The 16,484-nt window shown below is 60.4% G+C and carries 17 protein-coding genes; all 17 read right to left on the bottom strand.

What is annotated here, in order from left to right; genetic code table 11:
* Positions 1 to 264: 264 nt before the first annotated feature.
* Complete coding sequence (locus R3C19_24720) at positions 265 to 798, bottom strand: DUF3341 domain-containing protein (protein ID MEZ6063566.1); 534 nt, start codon at positions 796 to 798, stop codon at positions 265 to 267.
* On the bottom strand, positions 795 to 1,145 hold the full coding sequence (locus R3C19_24715) for a hypothetical protein (protein ID MEZ6063565.1): 351 nt from the start codon (positions 1,143 to 1,145) through the stop codon (positions 795 to 797). Before R3C19_24715 ends, R3C19_24720 begins: the two co-directional genes overlap by 4 nt.
* Positions 1,139 to 1,369, bottom strand: coding sequence for a hypothetical protein (locus tag R3C19_24710; protein MEZ6063564.1), 231 nt, complete (start codon positions 1,367 to 1,369; stop codon positions 1,139 to 1,141). The genes R3C19_24715 and R3C19_24710 overlap by 7 nt, the downstream gene beginning before the upstream one ends.
* Positions 1,363 to 2,100: an NrfD/PsrC family molybdoenzyme membrane anchor subunit gene (gene nrfD / locus R3C19_24705; GenBank protein MEZ6063563.1), complete on the bottom strand. Its 738-nt coding sequence runs from the start codon at positions 2,098 to 2,100 to the stop codon at positions 1,363 to 1,365. Before nrfD ends, R3C19_24710 begins: the two co-directional genes overlap by 7 nt.
* 13 nt (positions 2,101 to 2,113) lie before the next feature.
* A complete protein-coding gene (locus R3C19_24700) occupies positions 2,114 to 5,230 on the bottom strand; it encodes a 4Fe-4S dicluster domain-containing protein (GenBank protein ID MEZ6063562.1) in 3,117 nt (1,038 codons plus the stop codon).
* Between the two features lie 418 nt (positions 5,231 to 5,648).
* A complete protein-coding gene (locus R3C19_24695) occupies positions 5,649 to 5,891 on the bottom strand; it encodes a hypothetical protein (GenBank protein ID MEZ6063561.1) in 243 nt (80 codons plus the stop codon).
* 107 nt (positions 5,892 to 5,998) lie between these two features.
* Positions 5,999 to 6,886: a hypothetical protein gene (locus tag R3C19_24690; GenBank protein MEZ6063560.1), complete on the bottom strand. Its 888-nt coding sequence runs from the start codon at positions 6,884 to 6,886 to the stop codon at positions 5,999 to 6,001.
* Complete coding sequence (locus R3C19_24685; GenBank protein MEZ6063559.1) at positions 6,844 to 7,551, bottom strand: hypothetical protein; 708 nt, start codon at positions 7,549 to 7,551, stop codon at positions 6,844 to 6,846. The genes R3C19_24690 and R3C19_24685 overlap by 43 nt, the downstream gene beginning before the upstream one ends.
* A 7-nt stretch (positions 7,552 to 7,558) precedes the next feature.
* The gene (locus R3C19_24680; protein MEZ6063558.1) at positions 7,559 to 7,699 is read right to left on the bottom strand and encodes a hypothetical protein; all 141 of its coding nucleotides are present in this window, start codon (positions 7,697 to 7,699) and stop codon (positions 7,559 to 7,561) included.
* An 11-nt stretch (positions 7,700 to 7,710) separates the two neighbouring features.
* Entirely contained in the window at positions 7,711 to 9,084 is a 1,374-nt protein-coding gene (locus R3C19_24675) for an MFS transporter (GenBank protein MEZ6063557.1), read from the bottom strand.
* A 21-nt stretch (positions 9,085 to 9,105) separates the two neighbouring features.
* Positions 9,106 to 9,786 carry a respiratory nitrate reductase subunit gamma gene (gene narI, locus R3C19_24670; GenBank protein ID MEZ6063556.1) on the bottom strand — a complete coding sequence of 227 codons (681 nt, stop codon included), beginning with the start codon at positions 9,784 to 9,786 and terminating at the stop codon, positions 9,106 to 9,108.
* The gene (locus R3C19_24665) at positions 9,786 to 10,199 is read right to left on the bottom strand and encodes a hypothetical protein (GenBank protein ID MEZ6063555.1); all 414 of its coding nucleotides are present in this window, start codon (positions 10,197 to 10,199) and stop codon (positions 9,786 to 9,788) included. Before R3C19_24665 ends, narI begins: the two co-directional genes overlap by 1 nt.
* 308 nt (positions 10,200 to 10,507) lie before the next feature.
* Positions 10,508 to 12,001, bottom strand: a complete 1,494-nt coding sequence (gene narH, locus R3C19_24660) for a nitrate reductase subunit beta (GenBank protein ID MEZ6063554.1) — start codon at positions 11,999 to 12,001, stop codon at positions 10,508 to 10,510.
* 72 nt (positions 12,002 to 12,073) lie between these two features.
* Positions 12,074 to 14,239 (bottom strand): molybdopterin-dependent oxidoreductase, encoded by a 2,166-nt coding sequence (locus R3C19_24655; GenBank protein MEZ6063553.1) that lies wholly within the window; start codon positions 14,237 to 14,239, stop codon positions 12,074 to 12,076.
* A complete protein-coding gene (locus R3C19_24650; protein MEZ6063552.1) occupies positions 14,233 to 14,370 on the bottom strand; it encodes a hypothetical protein in 138 nt (45 codons plus the stop codon). Before R3C19_24650 ends, R3C19_24655 begins: the two co-directional genes overlap by 7 nt.
* Positions 14,371 to 14,406: 36 nt before the next feature.
* On the bottom strand, positions 14,407 to 15,732 hold the full coding sequence (locus R3C19_24645; protein MEZ6063551.1) for a molybdopterin-dependent oxidoreductase: 1,326 nt from the start codon (positions 15,730 to 15,732) through the stop codon (positions 14,407 to 14,409).
* 3 nt (positions 15,733 to 15,735) lie between these two features.
* Positions 15,736 to 16,484 (bottom strand): hypothetical protein (locus R3C19_24640; GenBank protein ID MEZ6063550.1); only part of this gene is annotated, 749 nt, incomplete at its 5' end.

Raw genomic sequence — 16,484 nt, 5'->3', positions numbered from 1 at the left:
TTCATCGCCCGCCCGGACAGCGTCCTCTTTGGCGGCTGTATAGTGCAGCGGGAGAATTCCTCGCGGAATTGTCCCGGGAACGTGGGTCTGCTGGCAGCGGCCGTTGGGGAACACGGCAGTCGCTTCAAATGCCTGCAGCGCGGATCGTTTCATATCCGGCAGGAACTCGCGGTTTGGCTGCGTCAGGTCGTGACCCGCAAGTGCCATCAGGGCGAGAACCGCCAACAAGCGCCGCTGACAGAACGATCGTCAGGCGATGGGAATTCATTCGCGGCCTCCGTCGTCAACGAATTCGTGAGTGTCCACAGCGTCGAAACTCTTGCAGGAAACGAGCCGCCCGGGAAAGTCGAAGGCCGCGTCTGTCTGAGTGATCAGCAGCACAAACCGGTCGTCGGTGTTGCGCCGATCGGGAACCCGAAGCGCGACGGCCGGGATACAACCGACTGACAGCGAACAGGGCAAAGACCGAACCGAACTCGCCAGCAGTACGGCGGCTTCGAAGGCCACCGGTGCGTCTGACGGAAGGGAATTCCACGGCTTGCCGCCCACGTTGACCGGCCAGGCAATCGCCATCGTCCAGTGCTCGAACCACAGCATGCCGACCGCCCCGATCAAACCGCCGAGCAGGCAGACCCACGGGAGACGTGACGGGCGAAGTCCCATCGCCCGGTCCAGTCCGTGAACGGCATACGGAGTGTACGCGTCAACGATTTTCCATCCTCTCCGGCGGACCGCATCAACCGCGGCCAGCAGGTCAGACTCGTGACGGAAACTGGATTGCAGAAACCGTTGGCTCATGCGGCTCGTTCCTCCCGTGCCGTTTGCGGAACGGGCACTTTGGGCAGATGGGCGGCCCCTTTGACCTCAGCGATGGCGATCGCCGGGGCAATTCGACAGAACAGCAGAAAGCAGGTGAAGAACAGCCCGAAGCTGCCGATGAATGTGGCGATTTCGATTGTCGTCGGTGCGTAATGTGCCCAGCTCGACGGCAGGAAATCGCGATGCAGACTGGTCACGATGATCACAAACCGCTCAAACCACATGCCGACGTTCACCAGGATCGCGATCACAAACACCAGAGGCAACTTCGTTCGCACGGATCGAAACCACAGCAACTGCGGGATCACAACATTGCAGGTCACCATGGTCCAGTAGGCCCGGCCATCGGTCCCGCTGCCCGGTTAAGAAAAACGAACTGTTCATACGGATTGCCGCTGTAGGCAGCCATGAAGAACTCCGTTCCGTACGCAAGCCCGACAATGCTGCCCATGGACAGCATCAGCAGTGCCATACGCTCGATATGAGTGTGCGTCACATAGGCTTCCAGCCGCATGGTCTTGCGAGCGATAATCATCAGAGTGATTACCATCGCCAGTCCGCTGAAAATCGCCCCGCCACAAAGTACGGAGGGAAAATCGTGGTATGCCAGCCGGGTATAACGGATGTCGCAAAGTCCATACTCACAATCGTATGGACCGAAAAAACCAGCGGCGTCGCCAGTCCCGCCAGCAGCATGTACACCGTTTCATAGCGGCTGCCAGGTGTGAGCGGATCCGTCCCAGCCAAGCGAGAGCAATCCTGTGATGCGCGTGCCGGCCAGCCAGGCGCCGATCGGTCGCGGATTGTGGCGAGGTCGGGAATCAGCCCGACGTACCAGAACACGGCCGAAATCGCGAGATAGGTCGAGATTGCGAACACATCCCATAACAGCGGCGATTTGAAGTTCAGCCACAACGAGCCGCGAGTGTTGGGATAAGGAAGCATCCAGTAAGCCAGCCATGTGCGGCCCATGTGAATCAGCGGAAAGATTCCCGCACAACAGACGGCGAAGATCGCCATGGCTTCGGCGGAGCGGTTGACGGCCGTGCGCCACTTCTGTCGGAACAGGAACAGCACGGCCGAAATCAGCGTGCCGGCGTGTCCGATTCCGACCCAGAAGACGAAGTTGGTGATGTCGAAACCCCAGCCGACCGTTTTGTTGAGTCCCCAGGTGCCGATGCCGACCGCGAGCTGATACCACACCGCTGCAATTCCGACAACAAGTGCCGTCACTGCCGCCGCGAACGCTCCCCACCACCAGGCGGTGGGCTGTGCCTCCATGGGTGCGCAGATGTCATTCGTCACGTCGGCGAGAGATTTTTCGCCGGAGATCAGCGGAGGACGAAGTGAGGAGGAGTGCTAGACATGAGTCGGACTCCTCTCCGGAATGTGAGTCCGTCTCAGCATCCGCTCGGTTTCTCACAGTCCGCAGGTATGAGACCGCCGGCCGGAAATTGAATTCCTCCAGCACACCAAACCTCCCGGGACCCGCCGCTGCCTGCGACACCGCGCTTTCCGAGTCATTCATGTCACCGAAGACGATTGCCTGTGCCGGACACGACTGCTGGCAGGCTGTACGAATGGATCCGTCGGCGACGGGCATCCCCAGTCGCGAGGCCTCCGCCTTGCCCTCTTCGATCCGCTGCACGCACATCGAGCACTTCTCCATCACCCCGCGTGCACGAACCGTCACGTCCGGATTGAGAACCAGATTCTGCAGCGAATCCTCGTGCGGATAATCGAACCAGTTGAAGCGGCGCACCTTATACGGGCAGTTGTTGGCGCAGTACCGCGTGCCGACGCAGCGGTTGTAAGCCTGATCGTTCAGTCCTTCATCACTGTGGACCGTCGCGAGAACCGGACAGACCGTTTCACAGGGAGCGTTCCCGCAGTGCTGGCACATCATCGGCTGATGCGCGACATCAACGTCGTCGCCGTCACCTGAGTAATACCGGTCCAGCCGGATCCAGTGCATTTCGCGCTGCCGCAGCACTTCGTCCCGGCCGACGACGGGAACGTTGTTTTCCGCCTGACAGGCAATCACGCAGGCCGAACAGCCCGTGCAGGCGTTCAGATCAATCACCATTCCCCAGGCGTGCCCCGTGCGGGGGTGATCGTCGGGCCACAAATCCGGCCCGAATTCGTGGTGCTGCGGAGTTCCTGCCGACGGATCTGCGGCAAACTGCGGCAGCGTCGTCTCCTGGATCGGCTCCCGCATCCCGGCACCATGCGGTGCCACGCGCGGCGGGACTTCCAGCGAGTGGTGTTCCTGAGTCGTCGCGAGGTCATAATGCCGGCCGGTCGCGGTGACCTTCACACCGCTGCGGAAATACCGCACGCTGTCCGACTCCAGCGCCAACAGCGGCGCAGCGTTCTTTCCGATTCGCTCACCCCGAGCGACTGTGGGACGAGCTTCGAGCCATCGGGGGCCGATGTGGGAAAACCGATCGGTCCCGCGCACACCGTAACCGAGCGGAATGGCGACGACCCGATCGTGCTGTCCCGGCTGAACGACGGCGGGCAGTTCCACGGCATCGCCGTTGTCGGGCAACGACACGCGAACGAGATCGCCGTCGGTCACACCCAATTCGGCGGCAGCTTTCGGTGACAGGGCGACAAAGTTGTCCCAGGTCGTCTTTGTAATCGGGTCCGGAAGTTCCTGCAGCCAGGGATTGTGAGCGTGGCGGCTGCAGGGCAATCCGACTCGGGAAAAGAGTTCCAGCCCCCACCCTTCCTCCTCTGCCGGAAGCAGGTCCACTGCCGATGACTGAAACTCCCCGACCGCGACTCCGTTCGGCGGCACGGTGACCACGCCGTCGTGCAGCGACCGGTCCCAGAACTGCTGAAACTCCTGTGCTTCGGCCCGCGGAAGTATCTGTTCACGCCAGTGTCGCTGCAGGATCTCCTGTGCCGTTGCCGGTGTCCCGGTCCAGGCCGCCAGCGACTCGAGAAGCGATCGCGTCTGACCGAGGGGCTGCAGCAGCGGCTGCGACAGACTGAGTTGCCCATCGACCGGTTCAGCATCCAGCCACGACTCCAGCGGATGATGGTCCGGACAGACATAGCCTGCCAGTACCGAGAAGTCATCTTCACGCTCAGCCGTGCTGACGACCAGCGGCACCTTCCCGATGGCTTCCGTCAGCCCCTTCGCATCGGGCAGACTGTGAATCGGATCAACGCCGCAGACGAACAGCGCCTGCACGCTGCCGGACTTCAGTTCCTCCAGCAATTGCAGCAGAGCCGCGTCGCTTCCCTGTTTCTGAAAGCTGGGGCGTTCGACGTTCAGAGTGGCTCCATATCCCTGCAGCAGATGATTGATGCCGTTTACCAGGACCTGCACGCGGACATCCTGGCTGTCAGAGATTACCAGCGCGCTTCCGCGGGCGTTCCACAACCGGTCGGCCAGTTCCTCGTGCGTCGGATCCGCCAAAACGTGCTGCTGCGATTCGGCGGAGTCGACGGGTGTTCCCGCACGGGCGGACAGATCAACATAAAGTCGACTCAGCACGGCACCGTAGTTGTGTGGCGAAACACGTATGCGCCGGTCGGCTTTGCAGCCGCTGAGTGACATTCGTCCTTCAAGCTGGGCGTGCCACGACATCTCCGGATGCTCCGGCGTCGGCGATCGTCGCGTTCGCCATCCGGCGGTGAATTCAACGGGAGAGATCCACGTACCCAGAAAGTCGGCACCCAGGGAGACGATGACTTCCGCCTGATCAAATCGGTATTGCGGCAACACACGAACTCCCTGCGTCTTTGCGTGTGCGTCGAGAATCGCGGAACTGCTGACGGCGTCCCATACCACGTGGCGTGCGTCCGCGAACGAACCGAGAAATGCGTCGATGGCTGCCTTCAGCGTCGGGCTGGTCACCGTGCCGGTTACCAACCGAACGGCTCCACCGCCCGATCGCAGCTTTTCCAGGGCCGCGATGATCTGCTTATCAATGGTTTCCCAGTCACTCTGCTGCTGACCGACCAGCGGTTGTGTGAAACGCAGGCTGTCGTACAGACCGATCGTCTGCGCCTGGCCGACAGCGCAGAGTCCGCCGCGTGATCCGGGATGTTCCGGGAGTCCTTCCATCTTCAGCGGTCGACCATCGCGTACTGTCGCCAGCAGTCCGCAGCCGGCGGTACATCCGCCGCACGTGGTGGCAAAGTGCAGAGCCCGGCCCGGAATCGTGCCTTCAGGCTGCTCGACCAGAGGCAGGGCGATCGCGACCGGCGCTCGACCACAGCCGACAAAGGTGCTTAGGGAAAGTGAGAACCCGGCGACTTCGAGAAAATGTCGGCGGCTCATTCCCGCAGCCGGTTCGGGACGGCGGCCGGGCTGCTGCTGCAGACCGGTTCTTCCGTTCGCACCGTTGAGTACGGAAAGGCTTTTCCAGTAAATCGGTTGAGCTGCATCGGTCATGGTTGAGGCTCAGTAGTGGCAGGTCGAACAATTCAGCGAAGCATTGACAGGGTGACCGTTGATGCCCTGTTCCGTTGCTTCACGATGACACCACACACCAGCCCATCGACAGCGATTCGACCTGACGAATCCGTTCCATCGATTCCACCGGTCCGTGACACTTCTGACAGGACACTCCCCGCGGCCACATGCGACCGATGATCGAACGCGACGTAGTCCGGGAGATTGTGGACCCGCACCCACGGAATACCCGCCTCTGGATCGAGCACCGGCTGCTGCGGGTTTTCGATTCCGAGTGCTGCGTAGAACGGTCGCAGATCGTCGGAAATGATGGTCTGCGGCTTTCGTTTTTCTTTGTCCGCTCTGGTCAGTTCCTGCTGCAATAGTTCAAACGAACCGGTGACGTACTTATGGCACTTCAGGCAGACGTCGGCCGCAGGAATCCCTGCATGCCGACCCCGTTCGGCCGCGGAATGGCAAAACCGGCAGTCAATTCCCAGTTCTCCGGCATGCAGACGGTGCGAATAGGCAATCGGCTGCTGCGGCGCGTACCCCGTTCATCATCGGGCAGCCGCCAGGTACTGGCCGCCGCTCCCAGCACAACCAGTGCATAGGCCAAGCCGATCAGCAGCACAAGATTGATCACGCTTCGCGGCATCATTCCTGTCGTCCTCGTGATTCCCGTCGCCCTCTTTTTCGTCGCTCCACTCCGTCACCATGTCGATCAGCATTTGATCTCCGCATTCTTCCGTGCGTAATACCACCAGTTCACCAGCAGACAGCTCGCGTAGTAAACGGCGAATCCGTACAGCGCGCGTACTCCGGCGTGCCCGACTCAATTTGTGTCGCGAAGATCGTCGGAATGAGGTACGCCCCGTAGGCAGCAATCGCGGATGTCCAGCCGAGGACCGGTCCCGCCTGCTCCTTCGAGAAGATGATCGGAATCATGCGGAAGGTCGATCCGTTACCGATCCCCGTCGTTGCGAACAGCACAATGAATGTGACCAGAAACGGAATGAAATACTTCTCCGGAGTTTCACTCTTGCCCGCCAGAGACACGATGTAACCGGCAAGAATTGTTGAGACGACCATGATCCATGTGTCCCACTGAGTCACGCGGGCGCCTCCGAGTTTGTCAGACAGCCAGCCCCCGACGGGACGAATCAGTGCCCCGACGGCCGCCCCGATCCAGATGTAATTCGACGTGATCAGTCCGTTTGTCGGCGTTACGAACACATCGTCGATCAGTTTCGGAAAGGCGTTGGAATACCCGATGAACGAACCGAACGTCATCACGTACAGCCATGTCATGATCCAGTTGTGCTTGTTTCTGAAAATTGCAAACTGGCGATTGAGCGGCTCCTGAATCGTCTTCGGTGTGAGGAACTTCATCCCGAGCATCGTTGCGGCGACTGTTGCAATCAGGACCAGGAAGATCCGAACCAATTCGGGCACGGGCATCGGGACCAGAATCAGCAGGACGACACCAGCCGCCGAGCCCAGGAAGCCGATCCCCTGCAGCCACAGATATTTCCCGATGGCGGACGGCGTCGGACCACAGTCATGCTGTGGCAGGTTGTTCATGAAAATCCAGGCCAGAATTGCCAGCACCGTCATGATCGGCACCCACACCAGCGCGGCGTTCTGAATCCACAACTCCTGCGTCCTGCCTTCGGCGACGAACTTACCTGCGGTTCGCCGCCCGCGCCGCCGAACAGACCGAACGTGATCACCCACGGAATCAGAAACTGCATCACGCTCACGCCGGCGTTGCCCAGCCCGGCATTAAGTCCCAGTGCCAGCCCCTGCTGCCGCTTCGGAAAGAAGAACGAGATGTTCGACATGCTGGACGCGAATGCACCGCCCCCGACACCGGACAGTGCCGCCAGCACGATGAATGTGGTGAACGGTGTGGCGGGATCCCGCAGCGCGAGCCCCGCGGCGACCGCGGGAATGATCAGCATGACCGTCGTCATGAACTTGACGTTGCGCCCGCCGCAGATGGCGATCATAAACGAGTTCGGAATGCGAAGCGTCGCCCCGGCCAGTCCCGCCACCGCCGGCAGCGTAAACAACAGCGCCCGATAACCCGCTTCGTCGTAGCTCTGACCGTTGTTCCGGAAGGTAAAGTTGAACAGTTCCGGGTTGGCAAAGTGCAGCCGCTGCATGATCTTCACAACCATGCCCCAGTACAGCCACACGGAGAACCCGCACAACAGGTTCGGGATCGAGATCCACAGATTGCGGTTCGCAATCACCCGCCCCTCCGATTCCCAGAAGGCGTCGTCTTCCACATCCCAGCGTTCAGGTGTTCGGGCCATAGCGGGTTTACTCGATTCGATGTGCCAGATCAGGAACTTCGGATTTCAGCATGCGGGCGATCACCAGGTGCATCCAGCCCAGACAGACCGCGACCAGCACAAAGAAAAACATCCAACACGATGTCCACAGTCCGGTCCACTGCAGCATGTACCCGAAAATCACGGGACAGATGAATCCGCCCAGACCGCCGAGAACGCCGACGATCCCGCCGACGACGCCGACGTCGTCCGGGAAGTAATCGGGAATGTGTTTGTAGACAGCCGCCTTGCCGATGCCCATGACCGTCCCCAGGATGATGCTGAGCACCGTGAAGACCCAGACGTTTGCCTGGAAAAAATGTGCGTCATGCCGCGAGCAAGGACCTCCTTTTTCTGCACCTGCCCGCCGACGGCAACCGCCGGTTCCTGCCAGCTCATCGCTCGGGGAAGAATCAGCATTCCCGAGTGACGTTCCTCGCGGGAGACCAGTTCTCCGACCTTTGGTTTCAGCGAATACTGCATCTCTCCCAGCTTCGGCGAATCCACCATAATCTGCTCCGGCGTGACTGCCGTCACGGTCCCCGCAGCACGCGCCATCACGCCGCTTCCGGGAGCATGGATATCCATTTGAGGCACGATCAGCAGCAGGCAGCAGATCAGCGACAGGCCCAGCACCCAATACATCACCAGACGCGCTCCCCAGACATCCGACATCCAGCCGCCCAGTGCCCGGATGACTCCGGAAGGCAGACTGTTGCAGGCTGCCAGTGCGCCCGCCAGTGCCACGGTCATGCCATAGGCGTTGACGTAATAAGGCACCAGCCACTGAGCGAGTGCGACGAAACCGCCGAACACGTAGAAGTAATACAGGCCGAACCGCCACACGCGTATCGAGCGGAGCGGTGCAAGCCGCTGCGACATCGATTTGTTTGCGCCGCGGGCGAGCTTCGTGCGGGTGGTTGCCAGAAAAATGACGCCCGTCACTGCGAGAATCGCCGCGTAGATTTTCGGAAGCGTCCGCCAGGCCTCCGGATTCTCGCCGTAGTTCGTCAGCCACCGCAGAAGATGCGGAGCCCCCAGACTGGTCAACGCTGCGCCGGCATTTCCCGCGCCGAAGATGCCCAGGGCGGTTCCCTGGCGATGTGCAGGAAACCAGACTGACGTGTAGGCAATTCCCACGGCAAAGCTCGTTCCCACAAGACCGAAGCCCAGCCCCGCCAGACAGAACTGCCAGTAGTTGTTGCAGGCGCTGACGAGGTACGTGGGAACGGCACACAGCAGCAGCAACACCCCCATCACGATGCGGCCGCCGTATTGATCCGTGGCAATGCCCAGCGGGAGCCGAAAGATGGCTCCTGTCAGCACCGGGATGCCGATGATCCAGCCGATCTCTGACGGACTCCAGCGGAAGACCCCGTTGTCGACCAGATATGTCACCAGCACTCCGTTCATCATCCACACGGCGAAACAAACGGTGAACGCAAACGTGTTCATCGCCAGAATCCACCACGCATAGCGACCACCGGAATCCGGTTGTTTTTCCTGGGCAGTCATTACCTCTCCGTTGGCAGGAATCTACCTGCGACCGTACCAGCGAACGACCTGCGTCTTTCGCCACAAATACGGGTTCGGCACCACGAGCAGGTGCACCAGGCGTGTGAATGGGAAGAATCCGATCGTCAGAAATGCCAGCACGATGTGCAGCTTGACCGCATGCGGCATGGCTGACACGTAGCTGACGTCGGGGCTGAGCAGAAAGATCGACCACAGATACGGAGACAGATTCGTGGCGAACCACGACGATCCCCACGGATGAAACAGGGCAATCAGCACACCACTTGCGGTCTGCACCAGCAGCATGCCCAGCAGCACCCAGTCATTCACCGAAGTGACCTTGCGAATGCGGGCCGTTGTCGCCCGGCGGGACATCAGCCCCAACAGTCCGATCAGTGTCAGCAGGCCGCAGGCCAGCGCAGAAATCTCCAGCACGTACAATCTCAGCGGGTGGCTGTTCCACGCGAGGATTGACCGCGGGATCAGAAAGGCGATGAGGTGTCCTGCCGTCACCGCCAGAATGCCGTAATGAAACGGTACCACCACCCAAAAGTGCTGTTTGTTCTCCAGGAACTGGCTCGACAGGCTCGAATAGGAGAACGACTGCGCCCGATAACGATAGATCGTCATCAGAAAAAACGTGAACAGACACACATAGGGAAGTGCGATGAACAGAAACTGATCAATCGGTCGAACCGGCATCAGCGGATCTCCTTCAACACAGATTCGCTCATCCCCAGCGGTACGAACGGCACAGCGCCTTCGTCTCCCCCGCAACTTCCGGAACAACTGCTGCCGCAGCCCGGCTGCACATCCGCCGCCGGATAGGCGTGCAGCAGATCAACACCGTCAGGAATCTCCCGGCCGTCCGCGCGATGCGGTCCGGAACCGTCAGTGATCGGCCGCCCCTCGCCCCACACCGACTGAATCACCGCGGCCAGAGCATCCGTGATCCAGCGGTACGGAGTGTCGCTGCGAGCCAGTGCCTGTTGCATTTTGAGCACCGCCGGCTGCACGCAGGCCGTGACGAACCGCCCGGCCTCTTCTTCCGGCATGGCGCCGATCAGCGGCAGAACATGCGTCAGGTGATCCGGAAGTTCGCACGATTCGCTCACACCATATCGCCGCATTTCCTCGCGCAGCCGCACCAGCAGGACCCGCGGTCATACTCTTCCCCGAACAGGTGCCAGCCGATCTCCAGCGCATGCACGCCGGGTTGACGTCAAATGTCGCCGTATAGGTCTCTTCCACCTGCCACAATTCATGCTGTTCGATGTACGCTCCGAAACGGCCGATGCCGGCCGCCGCATCCGGCAGTTCCGACTGCAGGATGATGTACAGCAGTTCGCAGGCCTCCAGCGTCTGCTCATCCGGGTAGCTGAGCAGTTGGCGGAATGTTCGTAATGTGCGCGGTCTGGCCATGCTACAATCCTCTCCTCGGTCCGCCGACGAAACCGAAACCGGTCTCTTCGCGGTGCTCATGCGGTTCCTTCATCATTTCGATCGCCTGCTCGCGGTGCATCGGCGGAATCACAAAGCGATCCTCGAACGTGCACAACGCGGTGAGCTGATAGATGGCGTCGGCCTCTTCACGCGTGCAATTGGCTTCACGCAGCATGCGATCCGCGGTGTCGCGGTCGATGTCACCGACAGTTTCTGCGCGGCGGTGCCAGCGGACGGCCTTCTGTTTTGCCAGAGCGTACCGCACCACTCCTTCGTGACCGGCACCCAGGAGATTGGCGAGAAATTTCATCGGCAGGCGCGACTGATCGATGTCGTGGAACAGATTGTCACTGTTGTGCTGAATCGTATCCTCCGGCTTGCTGGCCTGTACGGGCGACATCGGCGGTACGTAGAACAGCATTGGCAGCGTGCGATACTCGATGTGCGGCGGCAGGGCGATCTTCCACTGCTTGACGAACTTGTACACCGGAGATCTCTGCGCAGATTCGATCACGGCCTCGGTCACGCCGTTTCGCAGCGCCGCCTCGATGACCTGCGGATCGAACGGATCAAGAATCATTTCGCGATGCCCTTCGACCAGTTGATCGTCGGGCAATTTGGCAACTTCCTCCAGACGCTCGGCGTCATACAGCAGGACGCCGAGATACCGAATGCGGCCGACGCAGGAATGAAAACACGCCGGCGCCTGTCCCGTCTCCAGTCGCGGGTAGCACAGAATGCACTTCTCGCTCTTGCCGGTGAACCAGTTGAAATACGTCTTCTTATACGGACAGGCTGCCACGCACGATCGCCACGCGCGGCACTTCTGCTGATCGATCAGGACAATCCCGTCCTCGCCTCGCTTGTACAGCGCTCCGGACGGGCACGAAGCCACACAGCACGGATTCAGGCAGTGATTGCAGATGCGCGGCAGGTAGAAGAACACCAGACGCTCGACGCTGCTGAGCTGCAGTCGCTGCTGTTCCGTCAGCCCCGCGAGATTCGGGTCGTTTTCGGCATAGATCGGCGATCCGCCGAGATCGTCGTCCCAGTTCGGCCCGGACTGAATATCAACCGGCTCACCATCGATCATCGAAATGGGTTCGGCAGTCGGCTGATCGGCTCCTTCCGGAGCATTGAACAGGTTCTGATAGTCGTAAGTCCAGGGCTCGTAATAATCATCCATGCTCGGCATGTGGGGGTTGTGGAAAATGTTGGGCACGATCCTCGACCGGCTCGTCGAGCGGATCTCCAGTTTCCCGTTGCCGTTGCTTTTGAAGCCTCCCTGATACTTCTCCTGGTCTTCCCACTTCGTTGGATAACCCGTCCCGGGTTTCGTCTCGACGTTGTTCCACCACATGTACTCCGCCCCTTTGCGATCGGTCCAGACGTTTTTGCAGGCAACGCTGCACGTGTGGCACCCGATGCATTTGTCGAGATGGAACACCATCGAAACCTGGGAGCGAACCTGCATGGAAGCTGTTCCGGCAAGAGGGCGAAAAACAGGTGAGCGGACGGGGATCAGGCCCAGGGCAGCGCATGAACCCTAGTAAACAACCTTCGGACATTTGCGGACCAGCAGGTGCGTATCCCGATTGCAGCCGACCGGACCCCAGTAATTGAAGTGATACGTGAACTGACCGTAACCCCCGACCATAAGGTTGGGCTTCAGCCGTGTGCGGGTGAGACTGTTGTGCCCGCCCGATCGGCGGTTTTTCCGCAGCGGTGACAACGGAATGCCGATTGTCCGCTCCGGCGAGTGGTACTGCATGCAGATGCCCCGCGGAATCCGCGCGCTGACGACCGCCGTGGTCACGACGACGCCGTGATCGTTAAACACTTCCACCCAGTCATTGTCAGCGATGCCGATGTCGGCGGCGTCCTGATCGTTGAGCCACAGCGGATACGTTCCCCGCGACAGTGTGGTCATCCGCTGGTTGTCGCCGTAGGTCGAGTGGATGTGCCACTTGCCGTGCGGCGTGAGGTAGTTGAGCATCAGCGTGGGACCGACTTCCGGTCCGGATTCACTGAAGCGCAAGTCCGCGTACTCCATCGGCAGCGGCTTGGGCTTGTACGTCGGCAGATGCTCACCAAAGTCGATGTACACCGGATGGTCCAGGTACAAAGACTGCCGCCCGGTCAGCGTCCGCCACGGAACCATCGATTCGACGTTGTATGTGTACGGCGAATACGAACGCCCGTTTTCGATCAGTCCCGACCACATCGGACTGTTGATGAAACGTCGCGGCTGACTTTGAATATCCGCGTAGGACGTCAGGAAACCGCGATTCTTCTCCGCCAGGTGCGCCAGCGGCACACCCGTCTTCTTTTCCATATTCCGGTACGAGCGATAAGCCAGTTCACCGTTCGTGACCGTGGCAAAGTGCAGGATCGCGTCACAGACGTCGACGTCCCGGTCGAGTGACGGATAGGTCCGGCCGTTCCAGGTCTCCGTGCGGTGTGTCTGCAGATACCGGTCGTACTCCTCCTGAATGGCATAGCCGGTGCCGTGCGCCGCAAGACCGTTTTCCCGAACAAGCGGCCCGTACGAAATGAACTGCTTGTGGACATTGCGATAGTCGCGGGAAACAACGCGGAACGCGGGCATCGTCTTCCCGGGGATCGCCGGGCATTCGCCATTGATCCACTGCTTCATGTCCGGCTGAGCCACCTCGGCGGGGCTGTCATGCGCCAGCGGTGCGGCGACGACGTCTTCGACCGGTTCGGGGAAGTGTGGAGCGGCGAGTTCGGAAAACTTCTTCGCCACCCCTTTGAAGATCGCCCAGTCGCTCTTCGACTCCCAGCACGGCGGCACCGCCTGCGACAGCGGATGAATGAAGCTGTGCATGTCGGTCGAGTTCAGGTCTGCCTTCTCGTACCAGGTCGCGGCCGGAAGCACGATGTCCGAATACAGAGCCGATGAATCCATTCGGAAGTTCAGATCAACGACGAGGTCCATCTTTCCCCGTGGAGCATGTTCATGCCATTTGACCTCATGGACCGAATCCTGCGCCAGATCCTGTCCGAGCGCGTTGTCATGCGTCCCGAGATAATGCCGCAGAAAGTATTCGTGCCCCTTGGCACTGGCCATCAGAGCGTTGCCCCGCCAGATAAACCACACTCGCGGCCAGTTCGCTTCGGCGTCGGGGTCTTCCACCGAGAACTGCATTTCCTTCGACTGCAGCCGCTGAGCGACCCAGTTCGAAATCTGATCCTGCGTCTCGGCCCCGGCAGCGCGGGCCTGCCGGACGACGTCCAGCGGGTTTTCGGGAAACTGCGGATAGAACGGCAGCCAGCCCTGCCGCACGGCCCGCACCTGCATGTCCATCGTATGCCCCTGCGCCGTTGTGGCAGGGCCTCCGTTCTTCGGCAATGCATGATACTCCGTGAACGCCTTTTCATACCGCCACTGATCGGTATGCACATAATGCCAACTCGGAGAATTCTGCAGGCGGGACGGCCCGAACCAGTCTTTGGCCAGCGCGATGGATGACCACGATTCCATCGGGGCGAGCTTCTCCTGTCCGACATAGTGAGCCAGCCCGCCGCCGTTGACACCCACGCAGCCGCAGAAGATGAGGGCGTGAATTCCGGCTCGGTACATCAGGTTGGCGTGGTACCAGTGGTTGATTCCGGCACCAATGAGAATCGTGCACTTCCCCTGCGTGTGCTCGGCTGTCGTCGCCCATTCGCGGGCAAATCGAATCAGCACTTCTCGCGACCAATGCCGGTGTATTTTTCACTCCAGGCGGGCGTGTACGGAGCGTCCTTGTCGTCATAGTCCGCAGGATACTCACCGGGTAATCCGCGACCGACGCCGTATTGCGGCCATGAGCAGATCATAGACCGTCGTGACGCGAACCTGCTCGCCGCTCGTAGTCAGGGTGCGAACCGGAACACCGCGCTGGACACTCTACCGCCGCCGAAATCGTCCAGAGCGACCTCAGCAACATCGTCGGATTCGGTCAGAAACGTCAGCACCGGATCGATATCGCTGCCGTCCACGCCGTCCTGCAGCAACAGATTCCATTTGCCGGGAGTCTTACCCCAGCGGAATCCGGAACTGCCCATGGGCATTTTGGGGCCGTTGCTCGCACCGTCCCACATCAGAAACTTCCAGTCGCCGTGTTCCTCACCGGCGTACTTCGCCAGCCGACCGGCCCGCAGCAACTGACCGGGGCGATCAATTCCGTCCTCGCCCGTGACGACCTCCACCAGATACGGTGCGTCCGAGTACTTCTTAGCGTAGTCGATGAACCAGGGAGTCTGCTTCTGGTGGTGAAACTCCGTCAGCAGCACATGGTTGACCGCCATCCACCAGGCACCGTCCTGACCGGCGTTGACCGCGACCCATTCGTCCGCGTACTTCGCCACCATGTTGAAGTCGGGTGAGAAGACCCACAGCTTGGTCCCGTTGTGCCGTCCTTCGGCCAGGAAGTGGCAGTCCGGCGTGCGAGTCATACCGATGTTCGCCCCCATCGAGACCAGCATCTTGGCGTGATACCAGTCGGCACTTTCCTGAACGTCGGTCTGCTCACCCCAAGTTTCAGGAGACGCCGACGGCAGGTCGCAGTACCAGTCGTAGAAGGAGAGCGAGATGCCGCCGATCAACTGCATCAGTCGCGCACCGGCGGCGTAACTCACCATCGACATGGCCGGAATCGGTGAGAATCCGGCGATGCGATCCGGTCCGTGCTTTTTGATCGTATACACCATCGAGGCGGCAATGATCTCGACGGCAGTCTTCCAGTCGGTGCGACGAAGACCTCCTTTACCGCGAGCCCGCTGCCATCGCTGCCTCGCCTCGGGATCTTCCACCAGACTCTTCCAGGCATCGACCGGATCGGCATGATCAGCGCGCGCCTTTCGCCACAGGTCGAGCAGCGCTCCGCGAATGTACGGGTATTTCACCCGCAGCGGACTGTACAGATACCAACTGAACGAGATCCCGCGCTGACATCCGCGCGGCTCATACGGCGGAAGACCTGCTTCCAGCCGCGGATAGTCCAGCCCCTGCATTTCCCAGGTGACGATGCCGTCCTTGACATGGATATTCCACGTGCAGCCGCCGGTGCAGTTGACGCCGTGAGTACTGCGAACGACTTTGTCATACTGCCAGCGATTGCGGTAAAATTCCTCCCATTGCCGTCCCTGAGGGTCCACTTCGTCACGGATCCAGGCAATGGCATCTCGAAGCAGGCTCATGTGTCACCTTTTCTCGTGCTCGGCAGCGGCGGACGTCGTTTCCGAATGAAGTGAATGCTGAAATCGTGTATGCACGGCGTCAACACCGGCCTCGACCAGCGGTCGACGGATGGCGTGGAAACGCTGCCGCCACAGTGTGTCGAACAGAAAGATCAGTCCCCCCGCCAGACCAAGTCCCAGCAACAAAAATGCAACCCGTCCCTGAGAACGGGACGATTCCGCCTGATCGGCGGAGGCTTCAAAACAAGCGGTCAGAGCGTGAATCTCGCTCGCATCCAGGGGATGATTCCTGAAGATCGGCTGCATCGTTTCAGTCGCAGGGGCCGAGAGCCAGGCTGCGACAGCATTCCGGCCCTTGAGCCGCTCGTAGACCCGCGTCAGGTCCGGGCCCAGGCGGCCACCGCCGAGTGCACTGAGATCGTGCATGGCATGGCAACTGTTACAGGCCGCACCCCCGTTTTTAAGAGTTTTCCTGCCCACAAACAGGTCACGGCCCGCCTGCCGGTCCCTCTCCGTGAAGGGCTCATTCGAAATCTTCAGTCCCTTGAATTGCGACTCCGGCAGTTTGGATTCCTCCGCAATCAGCTTGAGAATCTGCTCGGCCCGGTACCGGTTCATGCCCGGTCCGATCGGCATCACAACACCGCGCGACTCCTCCACCAACTTCTGCGCGTAAGCATCCCCTCCGTCAACCACCTGCTTTGGGTTGATCATGAAGTTGATCAGCCACTCCGCATCCTTCCGCTGAGACA

The organism is Planctomycetaceae bacterium, from assembly GCA_041398785.1.
GTDB lineage: Bacteria > Planctomycetota > Planctomycetia > Planctomycetales > Planctomycetaceae > JAWKUA01.
The sequence above is the reverse complement of the archived record's forward strand: the minus strand, read 5'-3'. Positions and strand labels throughout refer to the sequence as shown.